Origin of the sequence: Pandoraea sp. 64-18 (assembly GCF_001899225.1) — a bacterium.
GTDB classification, from domain to species: domain Bacteria; phylum Pseudomonadota; class Gammaproteobacteria; order Burkholderiales; family Burkholderiaceae; genus Pandoraea; species Pandoraea cepalis.
Genome location: NZ_MKVU01000012.1, coordinates 515,603 through 536,093 on the forward strand (window position 1 = coordinate 515,603; position 20,491 = coordinate 536,093).

The 20,491-nt window shown below is 62.4% G+C and carries 14 protein-coding genes; 8 read left to right on the forward strand and 6 right to left on the reverse strand.

Going from position 1 to position 20,491, the window contains the following annotated elements:
• The first annotated feature begins 77 nt into the window (after positions 1-77).
• From BGP02_RS10950 to BGP02_RS10970, 5 genes are all read left to right on the forward strand, one after another.
• Positions 78-794 carry a phosphonate utilization associated transcriptional regulator gene (locus BGP02_RS10950; RefSeq protein WP_261939292.1) on the forward strand — a complete coding sequence of 239 codons (717 nt, stop codon included), beginning with the start codon at positions 78-80 and terminating at the stop codon, positions 792-794.
• A 106-nt stretch (positions 795-900) separates the two neighbouring features.
• Positions 901-2,154 (forward strand): phosphonoacetate hydrolase, encoded by a 1,254-nt coding sequence (gene phnA / locus BGP02_RS10955; protein WP_286798490.1) that lies wholly within the window; start codon positions 901-903, stop codon positions 2,152-2,154.
• 100 nt (positions 2,155-2,254) lie between these two features.
• The gene (phnY, locus tag BGP02_RS10960) at positions 2,255-3,709 is read left to right on the forward strand and encodes a phosphonoacetaldehyde dehydrogenase (protein ID WP_261939291.1); all 1,455 of its coding nucleotides are present in this window, start codon (positions 2,255-2,257) and stop codon (positions 3,707-3,709) included.
• A gap of 338 nt (positions 3,710-4,047) precedes the next feature.
• Positions 4,048-5,865 carry a Na/Pi cotransporter family protein gene (locus tag BGP02_RS10965; protein ID WP_083902213.1) on the forward strand — a complete coding sequence of 606 codons (1,818 nt, stop codon included), beginning with the start codon at positions 4,048-4,050 and terminating at the stop codon, positions 5,863-5,865.
• Positions 5,825-6,373 carry a phosphonate degradation HD-domain oxygenase gene (locus BGP02_RS10970; RefSeq protein ID WP_017232625.1) on the forward strand — a complete coding sequence of 183 codons (549 nt, stop codon included), beginning with the start codon at positions 5,825-5,827 and terminating at the stop codon, positions 6,371-6,373. The genes BGP02_RS10965 and BGP02_RS10970 overlap by 41 nt, the downstream gene beginning before the upstream one ends.
• Here the strand turns inward: BGP02_RS10970 and BGP02_RS10975 are convergent.
• The 6 genes from BGP02_RS10975 to uvrA form a co-directional block, all read right to left on the reverse strand.
• Positions 6,367-7,365, reverse strand: coding sequence for a hypothetical protein (locus BGP02_RS10975; RefSeq protein ID WP_286798491.1), 999 nt, complete (start codon positions 7,363-7,365; stop codon positions 6,367-6,369). The two genes, BGP02_RS10970 and BGP02_RS10975, sit on opposite strands and share 7 nt — an antisense overlap.
• Positions 7,366-7,595: 230 nt before the next feature.
• Complete coding sequence (locus tag BGP02_RS10980; protein ID WP_150562290.1) at positions 7,596-7,994, reverse strand: RidA family protein; 399 nt, start codon at positions 7,992-7,994, stop codon at positions 7,596-7,598.
• Complete coding sequence (locus BGP02_RS10985) at positions 7,991-8,971, reverse strand: threo-3-hydroxy-L-aspartate ammonia-lyase (RefSeq protein ID WP_017232622.1); 981 nt, start codon at positions 8,969-8,971, stop codon at positions 7,991-7,993. The genes BGP02_RS10980 and BGP02_RS10985 overlap by 4 nt, the downstream gene beginning before the upstream one ends.
• Positions 8,968-9,642 (reverse strand): helix-turn-helix transcriptional regulator, encoded by a 675-nt coding sequence (locus BGP02_RS10990; RefSeq protein ID WP_268567208.1) that lies wholly within the window; start codon positions 9,640-9,642, stop codon positions 8,968-8,970. The genes BGP02_RS10985 and BGP02_RS10990 overlap by 4 nt, the downstream gene beginning before the upstream one ends.
• A gap of 111 nt (positions 9,643-9,753) precedes the next feature.
• Positions 9,754-10,782 (reverse strand): AI-2E family transporter, encoded by a 1,029-nt coding sequence (locus tag BGP02_RS10995; RefSeq protein WP_017232620.1) that lies wholly within the window; start codon positions 10,780-10,782, stop codon positions 9,754-9,756.
• 103 nt (positions 10,783-10,885) lie between these two features.
• Positions 10,886-13,750 carry an excinuclease ABC subunit UvrA gene (uvrA, locus tag BGP02_RS11000; protein ID WP_150562292.1) on the reverse strand — a complete coding sequence of 955 codons (2,865 nt, stop codon included), beginning with the start codon at positions 13,748-13,750 and terminating at the stop codon, positions 10,886-10,888.
• Positions 13,751-14,215: 465 nt separating this feature from the next.
• Between uvrA and BGP02_RS11005 the strand changes: the two genes are divergently transcribed.
• From BGP02_RS11005 to BGP02_RS11015, 3 genes are all read left to right on the forward strand, one after another.
• Positions 14,216-15,379, forward strand: coding sequence for an MFS transporter (locus BGP02_RS11005; RefSeq protein WP_017232618.1), 1,164 nt, complete (start codon positions 14,216-14,218; stop codon positions 15,377-15,379).
• Between the two features lie 30 nt (positions 15,380-15,409).
• Positions 15,410-15,913: a single-stranded DNA-binding protein gene (locus BGP02_RS11010; RefSeq protein ID WP_286798492.1), complete on the forward strand. Its 504-nt coding sequence runs from the start codon at positions 15,410-15,412 to the stop codon at positions 15,911-15,913.
• 768 nt (positions 15,914-16,681) lie between these two features.
• Positions 16,682-20,449 carry an NACHT domain-containing protein gene (locus BGP02_RS11015; protein ID WP_286798493.1) on the forward strand — a complete coding sequence of 1,256 codons (3,768 nt, stop codon included), beginning with the start codon at positions 16,682-16,684 and terminating at the stop codon, positions 20,447-20,449.
• Positions 20,450-20,491: the final 42 nt, after the last annotated feature.

Genomic DNA, 20,491 nt, shown 5'->3' on the forward strand with positions numbered 1-20,491 from the left:
CGGCGCGGAAGCGATTTGTGCCGTTGCGGGATCGCGTCGCAGGATGACGCCAGCGTTCGGAGAGAAGGAAGACCGGTATGAACCCAAATCCCACGTCGCCCTCGGCGATCGAGCTGTTACAGAGCCAGTCGCTGACCACGCTTGTCCAGCACGAAATCGAGCGTCTCATCATGGCGGGCGCCCTTACGCCCGGCACCAAGCTCAACGAGATCGAAGTGGCCGGCCGTCTGGGCGTGTCGCGCGGTCCGGTGCGCGAAGCGTTTCGCGCGCTCGAAGAAGCGGGGCTGCTGCGCACCGAGAAGAATCGGGGCGTGTTTGTGCGCGTTATCTCGCTGGAGGAGGCCGAAGAGATCTACACGCTGCGCGGCGTGCTCGACGAATTCGTGGCGCGCACGCTGGCGGAGTCGATCACCTCGGCGCAGCTCACCCGTCTGCGCGAGTCCGTCGAGGCTATGCACATTGCGGTAGAGGCGGGCGACAGCGAGGCGTATTACCGGCTGAACCTGGCGTTTCACGACGCGCTCGTCGAGATGGTCGGCAATCGCAAGTTAATTGAAACCTACCGGCGCCTGGTCAGGGAGCTGAGCCTGTTCCGTCACGAAGCGCTGACCGGCGATACGTCTGCGCCGCCGCAGTCGGCGCGTGAGCATCGCGACATCGTGAGCGCGATTGCGTCGCGCGACCCCGAGCATGCGGCGCAAGTCACGCGCGAGCATCTGTCGCGAGGCCGCGCGCGCATTCGCGAGGCCCTTGCGCGGGCACCTGGTGCCGCCGCGCAGGCGAAGGCCGGCTGAAGGACCGTGAACGATTTGTACTGCTGAATACCCGGCCGTCGGGTGCGTGCTGCCGCGAGGGCGACACCGTCGGCCATTTACCGAATTGCGCTTGAGGAGACCCGACGTGAACCCGTCCGTACAGATCGAAGTTAACGGCCGCCAATACCGGTTGCCGCAACAGCCGACCGTCATCGTCTGCGTCGATGGCTGCCAGTTCGAGTATCTCGAAGCCGCCGCTGCTGCCGGCGTCGCCCCGTACCTGAAGCACCTGCTGGCGGACGGTGCGGTATTTCAGGGCGACTGCGTCGTGCCGTCGTTCACCAACCCGAACAACCTGTCGATTGTGACCGGCGTACCCCCCGCCGTGCATGGCATCTGCGGCAATTACTTCTTCGACCCGTCGGCCGATGGCGGTCGCGGCGCGGAAGTCATGATGAACGATCCTGCCTACCTGCGCGCGGGCACGGTGCTTGCCGCCGCCGCCGATGCGGGGGCGAGCGTGGCGGTCGTGACCGCGAAGGACAAGCTGCGCAAGCTGCTCGGCCATCGCATGACGGGCATCTGCTTCTCGTCGGAAAAGGCGGACCACGTCACGCTCGCCGAGAACGGTATCGACGACGTGCTGGGACTCGTCGGCATGCCGGTGCCGGACGTCTACAGCGCGGCACTTTCCGAGTTCGTGTTCGCCGCCGGGGTGCGCCTGCTGGAGACGCGTCACATCGACCTGATGTATCTCTCGACGACCGACTACGTTCAGCACAAATGGGCGCCGGGCACGCAGGGCGCGAACGATTTCTACGCGATGATGGACGGCTATCTGCGTCGCATGGACGCGCTGGGCGCCGTCATCGGACTGACGGCCGACCACGGCATGAACGCCAAGCACGATCCGGCGACTGGCCGGCCCAATGTCATCTATTTGCAGGATCTGCTCGACGACTGGCTCGGCAAGGGCGTGGAAGCCGGCGGCGCGCGAGTGATTCTGCCGATTACCGATCCCTACGTGGTGCATCACGGCGCGCTCGGCTCGTTTGCCACGATCTATCTGCCGCAGGACGTGGATCGCGACGCCATTCGCCGGCGCATCGCCGCGATGCCCGGTATCGAGGTCGTGCTGAGCAACGCCGAGGCATGCGCTCGCTTCGAACTGCCGCCCGACCGCGTGGGCGACCTGGTCGTTGTGAGCGATCAGTCGGTCGTGTTGGGCACGAGTGCCAGCCGTCACGATCTGACCGGACTTACGGTGCCGCTGCGCTCGCATGGCGGGATCTCGGAGCAGACGGTGCCGTTGCTGTTCAACCGCAAGACCGGCGGCATTCCGGGCAAGGCGCGGTTGCGCAACTTCGACATTCTCGACGTGGCACTCAATCACGTCTGACGCGGTATCGCAACGCCTTTGCCCCGTGAGCCCGCGGCACGCAACCCAGAACGGTTGTGTTGGCGGGCCCCGACCCATTGGACACGCTGTGGAGAACCCCATGAATGCGCCGCACAAGCTGCATCCCCAGTTCCGCGCCGAAGCGCTTCGCATCGGCGGCGAGAAGGTGACCCGCGATCGGATCATCGAAATCTTCAATCCCTACTCGGGCGATCTGGTGGGCACGGTGCCGAAAGCCTCGCTCGATGACGTGCGCCGCGCGTTCTCGATTGCGAAGCAGTATCGCTCGACGCTCACGCGCTTCGAGCGCGCCAACATTCTCGATAAGGCCGCGGCGTTGCTGCGCGAGCGCACGGTCGAGGCGGCGGCGATCATCACGATGGAATCGGGGTTGTGCAAGAAAGACGCCGTCTACGAAATCGGTCGCGTGGCCGATGTGCTCGGGTTCGCCGCCGGCGAAGCGCTCAAGGACGACGGACAGGCGTTCTCGTGCGATCTCACGCCGCATGGCAAGAAGCGCCGCGTTGTAACGCAGCGAGAGCCGCTGCTCGGGGCCATCTCGGCCATCACACCGTTCAACCACCCCATGAACCAGGTGGCGCACAAGGTCGCGCCGTCGATTGCGACCAACAATCGCATGGTGCTCAAGCCGTCGGAAAAGGTGCCGCTCTCGGCCTGCTACCTGGCAGACACGCTTTATGAAGCGGGTCTGCCGCCGGAAATGCTGCAAGTCGTGACCGGTGACCCGATGGAGATTGCCGACGAGCTGCTCACGAACGAGAACATCGACATGATCACGTTCACCGGGGGCGTGTCGATCGGCAAGTACATCGCGTCGAAGGCGGGCTATCGTCGCATCGTGCTCGAACTCGGCGGCAACGATCCGTTGATCGTGATGGAGGACGCCGATCTCGATCGTGCGTCCGATCTGGCGGTGCAGGGGTCGTACAAGAATTCAGGCCAGCGCTGCACGGCCGTCAAGCGGATGCTCGTCCATCGCGATATTGCGGCCCAGTTCACCGATCTCGTGGTGGAAAAGACCCGCGCGTGGAGGTACGGCGACCCGGCCGACGGCGCCAACGACATGGGTACGGTCATCGACGAAGCGGCCGCCCGCCTGTTCGAGGCACGCGTGAACGAAGCGGTGTCACAGGGCGCCCGCTTGCTCGTGGGCAACCGGCGCGAGGGCGCGCTGTACTCGCCGACTGTCATCGATCGCGTCGATCCGAAAATGACGGTCGTGCGCGAAGAGACCTTCGGGCCGGTGTCGCCGATTCTGACGTTTGGCAGCATTGACGAAGCCATCGCCATCTCCAACGGCACGGCATTCGGTCTGTCGTCCGGCGTGTGCACGAACCGCCTTGATTATGTGACGCGCTTCACCAACGAACTGCAGGTGGGGACGGTCAATATCTGGGAAGTGCCGGGCTATCGCATCGAGTTGACGCCGTTTGGCGGCATCAAGGATTCCGGGCTCGGCTACAAAGAAGGCGTGCAGGAGGCGATGAAGAGCTTCACCAACACCAAAACGTTCACGTTGCCGTGGGGTGTCTGAGGCAGGTGATCGACCGCGCAAGGGGCGCCCGCCGACACGGTCGAATGGGGCGAAAAGCCGCGTTTCGCGGCGCTTCGGCTCAGGCTGTTCCCCTTGCGCAACAAGGCTTGGCGGAATCAGGGCAAAAATTGTGACAAATTGATGACACGATTGTTGCGCTGGTCATTTTGGTGTACGGTGTTCCGATTGGGGATACGCATGACGCGTGAACTTCATACGCATCCCGACGCCAGTGTTGGACTGACGCGGGATGCCGGTTTGGCAAACCAGTGTGCGCGTCATGTTGGCGGCGCAGGGCGCTGCCGGTCCCGTCGACACAATGATCACGGAACACTGGCATGCTGACACTCCTTAACCTGCTCTCCGGCGTTGCAATGCTGATCTGGGGGACGCACATCGTGCGTACCGGGGTCTTGCGCGTCTACGGCGCCGATCTGCGGCGCATTCTGTCGCACAGCATTTCGAATCGATTCCTCGCGTTTGCGGCAGGCTTGCTCGTCACGGGACTCGTGCAGAGCAGCAACGCGACGGCGCTTATCGTCTCGTCGTTCGGTGCACAGGGCCTGATCGCGCTCGCACCCGCGCTGTCGATCATGTTGGGGGCGGACGTCGGTACGGCGCTGATGGCGCGAATCCTGACGTTCGATCTGCATTGGCTTTCGCCGTTGTTGATCTTCTTCGGCGTGGTCTTCTTTCTGTCGCGCAAGCAGACGCGCGCTGGCCAGATCGGCCGCGTGGCCATCGGGCTCGGGTTGATCGTGCTGGCGTTGCAATTGATCGTGAACGCGACCACGCCGATGACCGAAGCGGCGGGCGTCAAGGTGCTGTTCGGGTCACTGACCGGCGATGTGATGCTCGACACGCTGATCGGTGCGCTCTTCGCGATGGTGTCGTATTCGAGTCTGGCGGCGGTGCTGTTGACGGCGACGCTGGCGTCGTCGGGCGTGATTTCGCTCAAGGTGGCCTTGTGCCTCGTGATCGGCGCGAATCTGGGCAGCGGCATGCTCGCGATGCTCACGTCGGCCGGGCAGAATGCGGCGGGCCGTCGCGTGGTCTTCGGCAGCCTTGTGTTCAAGCTGATCGGCTGCCTGATCGTGCTGCCGTTCGTCGACTATGCGCCGGCGCTGGTGAGCTGGCTCTCGGATGCCCCCGCGCAAGCCGTCGTCAATTTCCACGTGCTCTACAACCTGGTGCGATGCGTGGTGTTCCTCGCCTTCACCGAGCCGATGGCGCGCCTGTGTGTGCGTCTGCTCTCGGAACGGCCGGAGGTGGACGGCGTGATGCGTCCTCGCCACCTGGATGAGAGCGCGCTGGAGATGCCGTCGGTGGCGCTGTCCAACGCGACACGCGAGACGCTGCGCATGGGCGACATCGTCGAGCAGATGCTCAATGGGTTGCTCGAAGTCATTCGCAGCAACGACGTGGCGCGCGCGAGAGAGACACGCCGGCTCGACGACGACGTCGACCATCTCTATACCGCGGTGAAGATGTACCTGACGCGCGTGTCGCGCGAGAACCTGAGCGAGCAGGACAGTCGCCGCTGGACGGACATCATTTCGCTCACGATCAATCTGGAGCACGCGGGCGACATCATCGAGCGCATGGTGACGGAGGTCGAGGAGAAAAAGATCTCGCACAAGCTGTCGTTCTCGGAAGCGGGGTTGCAGGAAATCTGCGACATGCACGCGCGACTGGTGACGAACCTGCAACTGGGGCTCTCGGTGTTCCTGAACACCGACCTCCGGAGTGCGCAGCGGCTCATGGCCGAGAAGGAGAGCTTCCGCGATCTGGAGCGCGCCTATTCGTACACGCACTTGAACCGTCTGGCGGGCCAGTCGGTGCAGAGCATCGAGACGAGTTCACTGCACCTGGACATCATCAGCGACATGAAGCGTTTGAACTCGCTGTTCTGCTCGACGGCGTATCCGGTGCTCGACGATGCCGGTGCGCTGCGCAAGAGCCGCATGCGGGACAAGCCGAAGGACGGCAAGGACGCGAAGGATACAAGGGATTCGAAGACGCCCAAGGAATCGAAGGCGTCGACGCTGGCGGTACTGGCCGATGTCGCGACGGCTGCCGCCGCCGGTGTTCGCGACGACAACGAGAGTTCACACGATGGCCCTGAGCCTGCCGGACATCCGCACCCTGTTCGATAACTTCGGTTCGCTTGCTTACAGCGGCGAGCCGGTCACGCAATTGGAGCATGCGCTGCAAAGCGCGGCATTGGCCGAGAGCGAAGGCGCCGACGAGGCGCTGGTGGCCGCCAGTTTCCTGCACGATCTCGGTCATCTGCTCAACCTTCAGGGCGAAACGCCCTCTGAGCGCGGCATCGATGATCTGCATCAGTACTTCGCCCTGCCTTTCCTGCGCCCGCTGTTCAGCAACGCGGTGCTCGATCCCATTCGTCTGCACGTGGATGCCAAGCGCTGTCTGTGCGCGGTCGATCCCGATTACTTCAGCAAACTCTCGGTCGATTCGGTGCGCAGTCTGGCGTTGCAGGGCGGGGTGTTCAGCGATGACGAGGCGAAGACGTTCCTGGCTCGCGAGCATGCCGAGGCGGCGCTGCGGCTACGTCGCTGGGACGACCGCGCGAAGGTCGCCGGCATGCCGACGCCATCGCTCGATCACTATATGAAATTGCTGGCGCGGGTAACGCTTCAATGAGGCAGGCGTGCGCGCCAGCCTGCGGGCAGCAGCCTCAGGACCGCCGCGCGTGACGGGTGCCAGAAGGCGGACAGGAGCAACAGGGCGCCGCCGACCACGACGGCGACAACCGCCAACGCATGCGTGTTCTCCGAGGTCACGAGAAGGTTGAGCATTGCCGTAATCACATACAACAGCGACGACATCATCAGGGCGCGACGGTCGATCGCGAGCGAAATTCCCGTGAGCAAGACGAAGAATGCGATGGCGCCGACGGCGTGATCCGGCATGAGCGCCCAGAAGATTGGATGCGTGACCATGCAGGCGGCGAGCAGATGCAGCCAGAACGCGACGTCTGAGCGAAAGGTCGTGCGCTTGGGGTCGCGGGCGTCCCATCGCAATGCCCAGACGAAGATCGCGAGACCGCCGACGATGGTCACGGCGCGCAGGGCGTCGATGAGGTTCTCGCCAAGAATCACGACGAAGAGCCAGGTCAGGAAAACCACCCCGCCGATGCCCATGGCGAGGGTGACCGGCACTCGAAAGCGTCGCCAGTACAACACCGTGCCGACGGCGATGCCGGCATAGCTTGCGAACAGCGACAGCAGGACATGGGCGCCCAGCGCGAGTCCTTCCGCCTCGGGCGGGATGGGTTCGCCCGAGCCAAATCCCGGCGCGGCGGCTTGTATGCCGATGAGGCCGACACTGGCAAACGATGCGATGAAACCGAAGCAATAGAAGAGGGCGGGGAGTGCCATGCGACGGCGCCGCACGAACACCTCCGACAGTCCCCAGAAGAGCGCCGCGCAGACCAGCGCTGTAAGCCATGGCGGCAGCGTGCGTGTCAGCCACGCCGTGCCGAACATGAGCAGCGCCGACGCGACGACGACGAAAACGTCGTTGAAGCTGGTAATGAGCCGCATCGGCTCGTCGTCGATGCGTTGCTGTGATTGCGGGGGCGTTGCGTCGGGGGTGGCCGCCTGCGTCAGAGGCGAAGAATCAGGAGTTGTCATGGCGTGGTGGTCGTCGGCGTTCGTGGCCCAAAGTGTATCCATCGGACGAATCTGTACGCGCAAAAATCCTGGGATATTTCGCAAACCGTTGCCAAGCTTTGGAAAACGGACGCACCATCTCCGGTGGGCAAAGTGCGCAATGCCGAGCCTGACGACGCGCGTTCCTGCCAGTCGGCAGCGGCGCCGCCGCGCGTCCACCTCGATGCCGTCACCGCGTGGGTGCCGCCGAATCAGCCTGCCAACGCCGTGGCCTCGATCTCCACCGCCACGCCATGACTGAGTGCGGGCACCGGCACGACCGCGCGGGCGGGCTTCGCCTCGCCGGCCCAGGCGGCGTAGACCTCATTGAAAGGCCCCCAGTCGTCGACGTTCGTGATGTACACGCGCACCTGCACCAAGCGGTCGATGCGCGTGCCGCACGCAGCAAGAATCGTTGCGACGTTATCCAACGCCTGCTTCGCCTGTACGGCGAACGGCGCGCCGGCGAGGCGCTCGCCTTCCGGCGTGATCGGCAACTGCCCCGACACGAAGACGAATCCGCCCGCGCGGACACCATGCGAATAGTGACCGCGCGGCGGCTGCAGCGCCGCCACGTTCACGGCGTCGATGCCATCGGCCTGGGTGCTCATACCGTTTCTCCCAACGTGAGTTTGGCGAAGCGCGCCATATCGACGTTACCGCCCGACAGGATGATGCCCACGCGCTTGCCGCGGATATCCAGTTTGCCTTGCAGCACCGCCGCCGCGGCGAGGCAGCCGGTCGGCTCGACCACGAATTTCATGCGGCTCGCGAAGAACTGCATCGTCTGTACGAGTTCCTCGTCGGTCACGGTCACGATGTCGTCGACGAGCGCGCGAATCACCGGGAACGTGTATTCGCCGAGATGCTGGGTCTGCGCGCCGTCGGCAATCGTGCGCGGTGTTTCGATGTGCACGATCTTGCCCGTGCGAAAACTCTGCTGGCCGTCGTTGCCGGCCGCCGGTTCCACCCCGTAGATCTCGATGTCGGGATTCAATGCGCGCGCCGCGACGGCACTGCCCGAGAGCAACCCGCCACCGCCTAGGCAAACGACGAGGGTGTCCAGCTCACCCGCGTCCTCGATCAACTCCTTGGTTGCCGTGCCCTGGCCGGCCATCACGTGCGGATGGTCGTACGGCGGAATCAGCGTCATGCCGCGCTCCTGCGCGAGACGCTTCGCAAGCGCTTCGCGATCCTCCTGGTAACGGTCGAACAGCATCACTTCCGCCCCGTAACCGCGCGTCGCGTCAATCTTCATCTGCGGGGCGTCCTGGGGCATCAGGATGACGGCCGGCACGCCAAGCTCGCGCGCGGAGAGCGCAATCGCCTGCGCGTGATTGCCCGACGAGAAGGCCAGCACGCCGCCGCGCTTCTGCTCGGCCGTGAACTGCGAGATCGCGTTGTAGGCCCCGCGGAACTTGAACGCGCCCATACGCTGGAAATTCTCCGCCTTGAAGAACAGGCGGGCGCCGGTCATGGCGTCGGCGGTACGCGACGTCAGCACGGGCGTACGATGCGCTGCCTCCCGAATCCGGTCGTGGGCGGCAGCGATGTCGCCATAGGTAATCGCCAGCGAAGAAGTTGTCATGATGTGCCTTTCGTGTCGCAGAGATAGGTGTAGACGGTCGAGCGGGCGACGCCCAGCGCGCGTGCCACTTCGGCGTGCGCGTGACGAAGGTCGAGCAGACCGCGGGCCTCGACGAGGCGGATGGCTTCGCGGCGCTGCGCGAGCGTCAGGCCCTGCGGCGTGGTGTTGCGCTGCGCGGCGAAGTCGGTGATCAGTGGAACGATGTCGTCGAGACGGCGCGTCGAGAGCGTTTCGCGCACGGGCGTCGGCGCATGGTTGGGCACGCTCACCAGTTGCTGCACGCTGGCCGCCGCCGCCGCGAGCATCGAGATGTCCATGTTCAGGCAAATGGCGGCGACATACTCGCCGCGACCGTTTTTCAGCCCGATGGACGTGCTCTTGGCCGGACGCCCATCGGGAAACCGATTCGCGTAGTTCGCGATGACCTCGGGAAATGCCGGGTCGGCGATGCGCGCGAGGCCCATCTCCGTGACGGCATCGCCGGCTTCGCGCCCCGACAAATTGTTGGCGATCGCCACGATGGCATGGTCTGGATCGGTCAGGTCGTGCAACACCACTTCGACAAGCGGCGCGAAGGTCTGACCGAGCGCCTCGACAATCTTGCGACCTTCACGAAGCAGCAAGGCGTTCTCGTCGAGCATGCGGGGGGCAGACGATTTGGCAGATTTCATGATTTGACATTATGTCATTCAGTGACGAAATGTCAAATGGCGTCCGGAAAAACGCCCGGTGCCTGTCGATGATTCGACGGTGGCAGCGGGCGCCAGGGCGCCGGGCGTTACTCAGACGAGTTGCTTTTCCGCCAGTTCGCTCTTGAGATAGCCGTAATAGATCGGCGCGGCGATCAGTCCGGGCAGCCCGAACGCGGCTTCCATGACGAGCATGGCGAGCAGAAGCTCCCAGGAGCGCGACTGGATTTGTGTGCCGACGATGCGGGCGTTCAGGAAGTACTCGAGTTTGTGAATCACGATCAGGAAGGTCAGGGCGGCGATGGCCACGTACAACGAGACCGACAGGCCCAGCACCACGATGAACGTGTTCGAGATCAGATTCCCGACGACCGGCAGCAGGCCCACGGCGAACGTCACCACGATCATCGTCTTGCGCAGCGGCAAGTGAACGTCGAACAGCGGCAGCACACCGAGCAGGAAGATCGCGGTGAAGAGCGTGTTGATTGCCGAGATTTTGACCTGGGCGAACACGATGCGGCGAAACGCATCGCCAAACAGCGTGACGCGCCGTGAGAGCGCGGCCGAGAGCGGGCGCATGCTGTGCACGGGCCGGATCGACGAGAGGGCCACGAGTGCGCCGAGCACGAGCCCCACGATGATGTGCACCATCGCGTTGAGCGCTTCCTTGCCGACGAGCGACATCTCCTGCGTGTGGTCCTTCAGATAGCCGGTGATGGACTGGTGGATGTCGTCGCTGTCGGCCGGCAGGCGTGCCGTGATCCAGGCGGGCAACTGCGCACGCGCCTGCTCGACCACGTCCATCATCCGGCCGTTGAGGTGTTCCAGATGGCCGGCGTCGCTGCGGAAGAACGTGATGATGCCGAAGATGATCGCGGTCATCAGCGCGACGATCACCGCCGACAGGAGGGCGACGGCGACCAGCCGGGCGCGCTCGCTGGAGATGCGCAGTTGCAGGCGCGGCCCGAGCACGTGCACGAGCTGATAGACGACCGTCCCCGCGAGCACCACCGAGAGCAGGTGGATGCTCAGAATCAGCCAAAGGGCGAGGGCGGCGGCCGCGTAGCTCGCCAGTTCGATCCAGGCATCCCGATCCGGATGCCAGCCAGAGCGCGGTTCCATGCAATGACGTCCTTGTAATAAGACTCTGCCGCGACGACGCGGGCGACCCTCGCAAGGCGCTCGCGCGTGTCGTGACGTAAGACAGCCCGAACGGGCGATGCGCTTACTTTGCGCGCGTCAGCAATGGGGCGAGGTACTTGCCGGTGAAGCTGGCCTTGTTCGCCGCCACTTGCTCGGGCGTGCCTTGCGCAATGATTTGCCCACCGCCCGCGCCGCCTTCCGGCCCGAGATCGATCACCCAATCCGCCGTTTTGATCACGTCGAGATTGTGCTCGATGATGACCACGGTATTGCCTTGATCGCGCAGCCGGTGGATCACCGTGAGCAGCAGCTCGATATCGTGAAAGTGCAGCCCGGTCGTCGGTTCGTCAAGGATGTAAAGCGTTCGGCCCGTGTCGCGCTTCGAGAGTTCGAGCGAGAGCTTCACGCGCTGCGCCTCACCGCCCGAGAGCGTGGTGGCCGACTGGCCGAGGCGAATGTAGCCCAGGCCCACGTCCAGCAATGTCCTGAGCTTGCGCGCGACGACCGGCACCGGCTTGAAGAACTCGTGCGCCTGCTCGACCGTCATGTCGAGCACCTCCGAGATATTGCGGCCCTTGTACTGCATTTCGAGCGTTTCGCGGTTGTAGCGTTTGCCGTGGCAGACATCGCAGGGCACATACACATCGGGCAGGAAGTGCATCTCGACCTTGATGACGCCATCGCCCTGACAGGCTTCGCAGCGTCCGCCCTTGACGTTGAACGAGAAACGGCCCGGATCGTAGCCACGCTCCTTGGCCGCGGGCACGCCGGCGAAGAGTTCGCGGATCGGGGTGAACAGCCCCGTGTAGGTGGCCGGGTTCGAGCGCGGCGTGCGTCCGATGGGCGATTGGTCGACGTTGATGACCTTGTCGAAGTGCTCCAGCCCTTCGATCTGGTCATACGGCGCCGGCTCGGCCGACGACCCGTAGAGATGCCGTGCGACGGCGTGATACAGGGTGTCGTTGATCAGCGTCGACTTGCCCGAACCGGACACGCCGGTCACGCAGGTCAGCAACCCGACCGGCAGATCCAGCGAGACGTTTTTGAGGTTGTTGCCCGATGCGTCCAGAATTCGCAGTCGATCGTCGCTCGGCGCGCGTCGCTGCGCAGGCACTTCGATACGCCGCGCGCCGGACAGGTACTGCCCCGTGAGCGACTCCGGCGCGTTTTCGATCTGCTCGGGGCGGCCTTGTGCGATCACCCTGCCGCCGTGGATCCCCGCGCCCAGCCCCATGTCGACGACGTAATCGCTTGCGAGAATCATGTCCTCGTCGTGTTCGACCACGATGACCGAGTTGCCAAGATCGCGCAGATGCTTGAGCGTGCCGATCAGGCGGTCGTTATCGCGCTGATGCAAGCCGATGGACGGCTCGTCGAGCACGTACATCACGCCGGTGAGGCCCGAGCCGATTTGCGACGCCAGGCGGATGCGCTGCGCTTCGCCGCCCGAGAGCGTATCGGCGCTGCGTTCGAGCGAAAGGTAGTCGAGGCCCACGTTGTTCAGGAACGTGAGGCGGGCCACGATTTCCTTGACGATCTTGTCGGCGATCTCGCGCTTCGCACCGTGCAGGACCAGTTCGTGGAAGTGGCCGAGCGTTTCGCGCAGCGGCAGGTTGCCGATCTCGTAGATCGCGCGCGCCTGCTGGCCTTCGCCGACCTTGACGAAACGGGCTTCGCGACGCAGGCGGCTGCCTTCGCAATCGGGGCAGGCCTGGTTGTTCTGGTACTTGGCCAGCTCTTCACGCACGGCGACGGAATCGGTTTCGCGATAGCGTCGTTCCAGATTCGGGATGATGCCTTCGAAGGCATGCTCACGCACCGATGTGCGGCCCTTCTCATTCACATAGGTGAAGGGAATGGTCTGCTCGCCGGAGCCGAAGAGTACGATCTTCTGGGTGGCTTCCGGCAGCTCCTCGAAGGGCGTGTCGACATCGAAGTCGTAGAACGCCGCGAGGCTCTGCAGCATCTGGAAATAGAACTGGTTGCGGCGATCCCAGCCCTTGATCGCGCCCGAGGCGAGCGAGAGCGCCGGGAAGCCGACGACGCGCTTTGGATCGAAGAACGTCATGTGGCCAAGACCGTCGCAGCTTGGGCATGCCCCCATCGGATTGTTGAACGAGAACAGGCGCGGCTCGAGTTCCTGAAGCGAATACGAGCACACCGGGCATGCGAACTTCGAGCTGAAAACGTGTTCCTTGTCGGTGTCCATTTCCAGCGCCACGGCCCGGCCGTCGGCCAGCCGCAGTGCCGTTTCGAACGATTCCGCCAGACGCTGTTTCAGATCGGCGCGTACCTTCACGCGGTCGATGACCACGTCGATCGAGTGCTTTTCCGTCTTTTTGAGCTTGGGCAGGGATTCGATGTCGTAGACGCGCGCCGTGCCTTCGTTGGCCGCGCCGCCGCCCGAGCGGATGCGAAAGCGCACGAAGCCCTGGGCCTGCATCGTCTCGAACAGGTCGACATGCTCGCCCTTGCGATCGACCACGACGGGCGCGAGGATCATGAGCTTGGTGTCTTCCGGCAGCGCGAGCGCAGCGTCGACCATTTGCGAGACGCTTTGCGATTCGAGCGGCAGGCCGTGGTCGGGGCAATAGGGCGTACCCACGCGCGCGTAGAGCAGACGCAGGTAGTCGTGGATTTCCGTGACCGTGCCCACCGTCGAGCGCGGGTTGTGCGACGTGGCCTTCTGTTCGATGGAGATCGCGGGCGAGAGGCCTTCGATCAGGTCGACATCGGGCTTTTCCATCAGTTGCAGGAACTGGCGGGCGTAGGCCGACAGGCTCTCGACATAGCGACGCTGACCTTCCGCGTAGAGCGTATCGAAGGCCAGCGACGACTTACCGGAACCGGACAGGCCGGTGATCACCACGAGCTGGTGACGCGGCAAGTCGAGATTGACGTTCTTGAGGTTGTGGGTACGAGCCCCACGAATACGGATGGTTTCCATTCACGGTTCCGGGTCGTCGCCGAGGAATCCGCGCGGCGAAATGTCGCGGGGCGGTTTCCGGCCCCCAAGAGTCCGAGTTTCCCGGGACGTCGCGCGATATCGGCACGGCGTTGGCCGGGCGTCGACGCAGCGGGCGGCGGGAGCGGTCGGGCGGGCCGCTGGGGGAAAATCAGGGCGGCTAAACCTGCTAATATACCTAAGTTTGATTGCTGGGGCTGAACCGGCTGACGGGTAGTCTCGGGCGATATACCGGCATGGGCCATAGGTGGGGGCGAATCGCCCGCTTTCCAGGGGGCTGGCGCCGGACCGTCGTCCGGGCCCATCGACATGCCTCCGGGCAGCAATCATCAGACGATTCCGAGGCTGCACGTTGTTGCGCGCGCTATTTCCATCTCTCAGGACGTAATGTCTACCGATTCCGTGACTCCCGCTTCCCCTGCCACAACGCGCGGCCGAGGTGGCCGCATGACCCCGCTGGAAGTGCGCGCGAGCGCGTCGCTCGCGGGGATTTTTGCACTGCGCATGCTCGGTCTGTTTCTGATCATGCCGGTGTTCTCTGTGTTCGCGCAGACGATTCCTGGCGGCAACAACACTTTTCTCGTCGGACTGGCCATCGGCATCTATGGTCTGACGCAGTCCCTGTTCTATATTCCGTACGGGTGGGCTTCCGACCGGCTGGGGCGCAAGCCTGTCATCGTGTTCGGCCTGATCGTGTTCGCGATCGGCTCGCTCGTGGCGGCGCTGGCGCATGATCTGGCGTGGATCATCGTCGGCCGGGCGATCCAGGGGGCTGGAGCGATTTCCTCGGCGGTGATGGCGTGCGTGGCCGATCTGACGAGCGAAGCCAACCGCACCAAGGCGATGGCGATGATCGGCGGCAGCATTGGCCTGTCGTTCGCGGTGGCCATCGTGTGTGCACCGTTCCTGTATCACTGGCTGGGCATGAGTGGCCTGTTCTCGGCCATCGGCATTCTGGCGGTACTGGCGATCTTCGTGGTGGTGTGGGTCGTGCCGACGCCGCCCGCGCATCCCAAGGTGGGCCCGGCGCCGTTCTCGGAGGTGCTGCACAACCCGGAGTTGTTGCGTCTGAATTTCGGCGTGTTCGTGCTGCATGCGACACAGACGGCGCTGTTCGTGGCGATGCCGCGCATGTTGGTGGCGGCGGGGTTGCCGGTGGCGCAGCACTGGGAGGTGTATCTGCCGGTGATGGGGTTGTCGTTCGTGGCGATGGTGCCGGCGATCATCGCGGCCGAGAAGCGCGGCAAGATGAAGGTGGTGCTGCTCTCGGCGATTGCACTGGTCGCGGTGGCGCAGGCGGCGCTGGGCGGATTGCCGCCGACGGTGGGCGTGATTGCGTGCGTGCTGTTCGTGTACTTCCTGGGCTTTAACGTGTTGGAGGCATCGCAGCCGTCGCTGGTGTCGAAGCTGGCGCCGGGGCAGCGCAAGGGCGCGGCGGTGGGCGTGTACAACACGACGCAGGCCCTCGGGTTGTTTTGCGGCGGGGCGATAGGGGGTTTTCTGATGACCCACTACGGTCAGAACGCAATCTTCATCACTTGCTCAGTCGGGGCTGTCGTGTGGCTTATAATCGCCGCACCGATGAGGACGCCAGCGCCTCATCAATCCTGATCGGATATCAGCAATACCGGAGAAAGATTTATGGCATCAGTCAACAAAGTGATCCTGGTCGGCAACCTTGGCGCCGATCCCGAAGTCCGCTACATGCCGAGCGGCGATGCGGTCGCGAACATTCGTCTGGCGACGACCGACCGTTACAAGGACAAGCAGTCTGGCGAGTTCAAGGAGCTGACGGAATGGCACCGGGTGTCGTTCTTCGGCCGTCTCGCCGAGATCGTCAATGAGTACCTGAAGAAGGGCTCGGCGGTGTATATCGAAGGTCGTATCCGCACGCGCAAGTACCAGGCGCAGGACGGCACCGAGCGTTACAGCACGGAAATCGTAGCGGACCAGATGCAGATGCTGGGCGGCCGCAGCGGTGGTGAAGGTGGCGGCGGCGGTGGCGGCTACTCGCGCGGCGGTGGTGGTGGCGACGAAGGCGGCGGTGGCGGCTATTCGCGCGGTGGTGGCGGTGCCCGTCAGCAAGCACCGGCCAAGCAGTCGGGCGGCGGTTTTGACGACATGGATGACGATATTCCGTTCTAAGACCTACTTCATTGATTTTTTGGTGATTAAGGCTCGTGTTCCGAGGTGACACGGGCCTTTTTCATTACCACGCTTCAAGTTGCGGTCTAACAGCGTTGTTGCACAGCTATTACTTCGCGAAAATGGTGGGTAAGTGGCGTGTTCCTACGGTCAAGACACTCGGCCGATGTGCGCCGCGACGTTGACGGAGTCAACTCGGCGATTTTGCAAGTTGCAGCTAGTGCAATGCTGATGCCCTGGAACCTGCTCAGTATCTGCTCAGTTTTGGCTGGATACTGAGCAGATACTTCATCGGAGGCGCTCCCAACGTTGGTTCAAGCGGGCTTCTTTGTTCGCGGCTTGCTTGCTCGTTGGCGCGGCACTGCGACTCTAATCAACATTAGCGGGGGCATAGGTAAGCGGTTAGCGCCCCGAAAGCGACGCAACATCGACGAAGTCGTCCATTGAAGCTCCGCCTCGTGTCGACTGCTAGAGAAATTGCTAGCCGATGGGAGTGGTGGCTATCAGAGAGTCCTCGCCGTCGAACCAGACAGGCACCACTGTAAGGGCCAACCTTGAGACGAATCGAGCGCTGGCAAGTGCCACGCAAAATAAGGGCGATGCTGCGCGAGCGGCATGTTCGGTTTTTGCCGGTGAACCCAACGAACGCGGTCAACTTGATTCCTGCAGCCCACGCAATCCAGCGGGCAGCAGCCAGAGCGCAGTAACCTCAAAAACCAGTACTCCCTCAAAACGCTTCAAATATTATTGCCAATCGTTGACCTTGCAATGACCTACTTCAATCTGAATCGACGGTTCGTCGAGCGAGAAAGCTACCATGAGAATGAGCTGATGGTCTCTGAGGTCAGCGGAAAGCGTCTTGATTGGTCGCGGGTCTTGGAGAGCCGCGCGTGCGTGGTTGTTGCGCCGGCAAATTTCGGCAAGACCACGGAGATGGAGCGCCAGGCAATGCGGCTGCGAGAAGCCTCGCAAGCCGCGGTTTTTGTAGCCCTCAGAAGATTGGCTGACCTCAGAAGTTTCGAGAGAGCAATTGAGGGCGACAATCGTAAGTCCTACCAGGCATGGAAGTCATCATCAAAGGGAATCCTAACAATCTTTGTTGATTCACTGGATGAAGCAGCAGCTGGCAAGACAGAGAACATCGACTACCTCATTGATGAAATCCTCAATGAGGTTTCGCGGGCCAGGGACCGCGTCAGATGGGTTATCTCGACAAGGCCGGCGATTCTAACCGCACAGGTCTTCGGCAAGTTGTCCGCCGTACTCGGGTTGCCAGCTTCGATAAAGCGTACGGCGACCGCTCCATCTTCAGCGGTAAGCGACACTTCAAACAGTTCCACGGCGTCTGACGAATCCACCGAAACGGAGAAGCTTCGTCTCTTTTCGATGACGCAACTGGATATTAATCAGGCCAAGACTTATCTGAGTGGGCGTCATCCTCAGTTACAAGCAGACCTCATCGTGCAACTGGCACGGGAGCGAGGGCTTGCTGGCTTCACGCGCAGCCCTGGCGGGCTGGACATCATTGCGAGCATTGACCTACTTAGTAATCCTACTGATTCGCTCACAGAGGTTTTCTTGCGAGTCGTACGCGCGGTACATGTTCTGCGCACGACAGACCATCGCTTTGAGGACGCGGGAAATCCTCCCGCTGAACTGCTTGAACATGCAGCGCGGAAGCTTGCGTCAGCGTCTCAGGTGTGCCGGCTGTTGAACATTGAGATGCCAGAAGCAAAGTTGGCAACCCCAGAAAATGCGCTTTCAGCGAGACTGATTGCCACACCGATGTTGCCGGAGCGGGCAGTCGAACAACTATTGGCCTCGCACCTCTTCATCGATGGGGGCTTTCATCAGGTGAAGATATATCCGGATGAGCTGCTTCCCTTCTTGGCAGCGCAGCGATTAGCGGGGCTGGTCGAATCGACTGACCAGGCGCTGAGACTACTTCAGAACTTCACTTGGTCCTCCCCCAGTGGGGAGCAAGGTGTTCAACGCGAGTACTTGCCTCTCATGGGTTGGCTCGCCACGCTGAATCCACATTGTCGGGCAGTCATTCTTCGCTGCGACCCGCAAGCGCTGGCGTTTTTTGGCGACCTTCGCAATAGTTCGATGCCGTTGGCAGACGCAGTTGAAGCATTGACAGAAAGCATCCGGCGCCTCGTCGAGCAGGGTGACCATCCTGGCCGCGGTATGTTTACTTTGACGTCCGAGAACTATTGGCAGGCTGGCCCTAGGCGACTTGAGACGGCCATAACAAAGCTCTACGACACGTATGGTGGGCACTACTTGGCCCGGAATGTCCTGATGGACATTGTGACAACGTGCAGGGCTGATTTTCTGCGCGCAAGAGTTCTGCGCCGTCACGAGCGAAAGTATTCCCGGTTACTCGAGGACGGCGCGGATGTGCGGTATTTGTTGGCGGTTGGCAATCAGGAAGACTTTGGGGGCCTTGCCGGAGCGATTAATGCAAGCAACAACGCACGAGAAAGCGTCGTTGCGCTGGTGCTTGGAAGGTTGGGATGGAACTACTTTGCCCCATCTGAAGTCGCTCGGCTTATCGACGCGCGGTTCGAGCAGGGAAGAGACAGCTTCAACATTGGCTACGTACTCGATTCGGGTGGCTTGCTGGCCTCCGCCACGCATGAGCAGCTCTATCAGCTATGCAGGGCACTCGTGGTGCGAGTAGCAAGGCCGAGACAGCGTACCGGCCGCAATAGGCGTACGAATGTTCGCTTGGACGGTCAGTACGTCGAGATGACCGCTGACGCCGTTGCCACATTAGTCGCCCGCACGAGCGCGATGGACTCTCGGCGGGTTGCGCAGCTCTGCCTGGTGCTTAGGCGCGTCTTGTCAGAGCCGCCAATCTACTCTGCCGCCGATACTGCGTCCCTGCGTGCAGCGCTGAACGGCAATGAGCCAGTACGGCGCGCGCTCCTAGGAATGTTGGCAAAGTCGGGGCTAGAGGACCGCGAGTTGTTGACGTCCGTGGTCGGGTACAGCAGCGTTTGCACATACCACGCCGCAGATATTGAGCAAGTGAATCATCCGCGACTGACGAAGCTCTACGCAGCTCACTTGGTGCAGATACGGGCCAGCGTTGCATTGGTCGAGCCGACAAGGGTGCCCAAGTCTCGAAAAGACGGGCCTACGGTCGGTCGCCAAGCGCGAAGAGATTTGAATAAACTCCTGCCTACCATCACCGACGGAACGGCGACGAACGCCCTGTCATGGGTTGCGGCATGGCTTCTCCAGACGAACCCGAACTCACATTATGGCGAAGTAAACATTGAGGTCTTTGAACGGGAAGCCGGGAAAAAAATAGCGAACGCCGTTCGCCAGGGCTTGAGCCAAGTTTGGCGCAACCGCCCCCCGCGCTTCGACGAGGGGCAACTCAACTCGACCTATCACATCACCGCTGCTGGCCTGCAGGGACTTCATTTGGAGCTCGGTCAAGGAGCCTCGCTGCCTGACCTCTCAGAGCCGGAGATTCGACGGGCCTTCCGGTACGGCACCTTTGAGATTAACGGCTATCCCAAGTGGTTTTGGCCGTTGGCCGAAACCCACTCGGCCATTGCGGTCTCGGAGCTCTCCAATATTGCGAAGGAGGCTACGAATGGGGCTGTATCACTAGAGCACGCTGAAGAGCTCTTCGCTTCAATGAGCCAAGCTCCGAAGCTAATTCGTGAGACTTTGAGCCCGATAGCTTGGTCATACCTGATGGGCGCTGGGCCCTCGCGTCCGTATGTTGCGGAGCGAATCCTGGATGCGGTAATGGTTTCTCCAAACCAGGTCCCGCGGGCGGAGTTTGAACAAGTGGCTTTACGCAAGATGAAGGACTCCTTCACCCCCCTCCTCACAGACCCGCCCGAGCCAGCGCTTCTGTCACTTCGAGAGGACGCCGTCATGTGGGCGGCTCATTGGCTGACCAGCTATCCGGCAAGCTTTCAAAGGGCTGTTAGCAATTGGGGACCTAAAGACCCAGACGCTGTAAAAGCGTTTGTCGCGCAGCTAGCCGCGCATTTTGGTCGCGACCATGGCGGCAGGCTGGTGACCCTAGCGAAGGCGAGCGATGAAGGTGTAATGGCCCTCTGGCATCTGCAGCAATGGACCACGTGGGCCGTTGACCGCACAGAGGACGTCGAGAGGCCGGAGGGTATTGTCTATAGCCCCGGCCAGCGGGACAACGCGCAACAGTTGCGGGATAGCCTGATTGGAATCATCGCCTCCGCAAATTCTCAGCAAGCGTATGAGGTGCTCGAGGACGCCCGAGCGTCCTCAACCGGGCCACGAGAAATGTACATCCGGCGAGCTCAGTTCGAGTTGCGCGAGCGCCAGCTTGCTCGGCGACCCCTCTCGCAGGCTGGCTACGACCAGTTCGAGAGGAACTTCCGGCCAAACATGACCGACTCATTGTCCTTCGCCATGGCAGTTCATGCCGACATTGACGCGGTCAAGTATGACATCGAAAGAGGTGAACATAGCTTGCGGAGTTTCTTCAGCGAGTTGGACTTCACGCGCGTTAATAAGAAGGGATGACCTGACTGCTTTTCTCGTACCACTGGGGTCTAGAGATTTATG

Bases quoted from the DNA above. Each gene is read 5' to 3' on its own strand.
- BGP02_RS10975 (WP_286798491.1), bottom strand. From the start codon at position 7,365: ATGACAACTCCTGATTCTTCGCCTCTGACGCAGGCGGCCACCCCCGAC.
- uvrA (WP_150562292.1), bottom strand. From the start codon at position 13,750: ATGGAAACCATCCGTATTCGTGGGGCTCGTACCCACAACCTCAAGAAC.
- BGP02_RS10980 (WP_150562290.1), bottom strand. From the start codon at position 7,994: ATGAGCACCCAGGCCGATGGCATCGACGCCGTGAACGTGGCGGCGCTG.
- BGP02_RS10990 (WP_268567208.1), bottom strand. From the start codon at position 9,642: ATGAAATCTGCCAAATCGTCTGCCCCCCGCATGCTCGACGAGAACGCC.
- BGP02_RS10950 (WP_261939292.1), top strand. From the start codon at position 78: ATGAACCCAAATCCCACGTCGCCCTCGGCGATCGAGCTGTTACAGAGC.
- BGP02_RS11015 (WP_286798493.1), top strand. From the start codon at position 16,682: ATGACCTACTTCAATCTGAATCGACGGTTCGTCGAGCGAGAAAGCTAC.
- BGP02_RS11010 (WP_286798492.1), top strand. From the start codon at position 15,410: ATGGCATCAGTCAACAAAGTGATCCTGGTCGGCAACCTTGGCGCCGAT.
- BGP02_RS10995 (WP_017232620.1), bottom strand. From the start codon at position 10,782: ATGGAACCGCGCTCTGGCTGGCATCCGGATCGGGATGCCTGGATCGAA.
- BGP02_RS10985 (WP_017232622.1), bottom strand. From the start codon at position 8,971: ATGACAACTTCTTCGCTGGCGATTACCTATGGCGACATCGCTGCCGCC.
- phnY (WP_261939291.1), top strand. From the start codon at position 2,255: ATGAATGCGCCGCACAAGCTGCATCCCCAGTTCCGCGCCGAAGCGCTT.
- BGP02_RS10965 (WP_083902213.1), top strand. From the start codon at position 4,048: ATGCTGACACTCCTTAACCTGCTCTCCGGCGTTGCAATGCTGATCTGG.
- BGP02_RS11005 (WP_017232618.1), top strand. From the start codon at position 14,216: ATGACCCCGCTGGAAGTGCGCGCGAGCGCGTCGCTCGCGGGGATTTTT.
- BGP02_RS10970 (WP_017232625.1), top strand. From the start codon at position 5,825: ATGGCCCTGAGCCTGCCGGACATCCGCACCCTGTTCGATAACTTCGGT.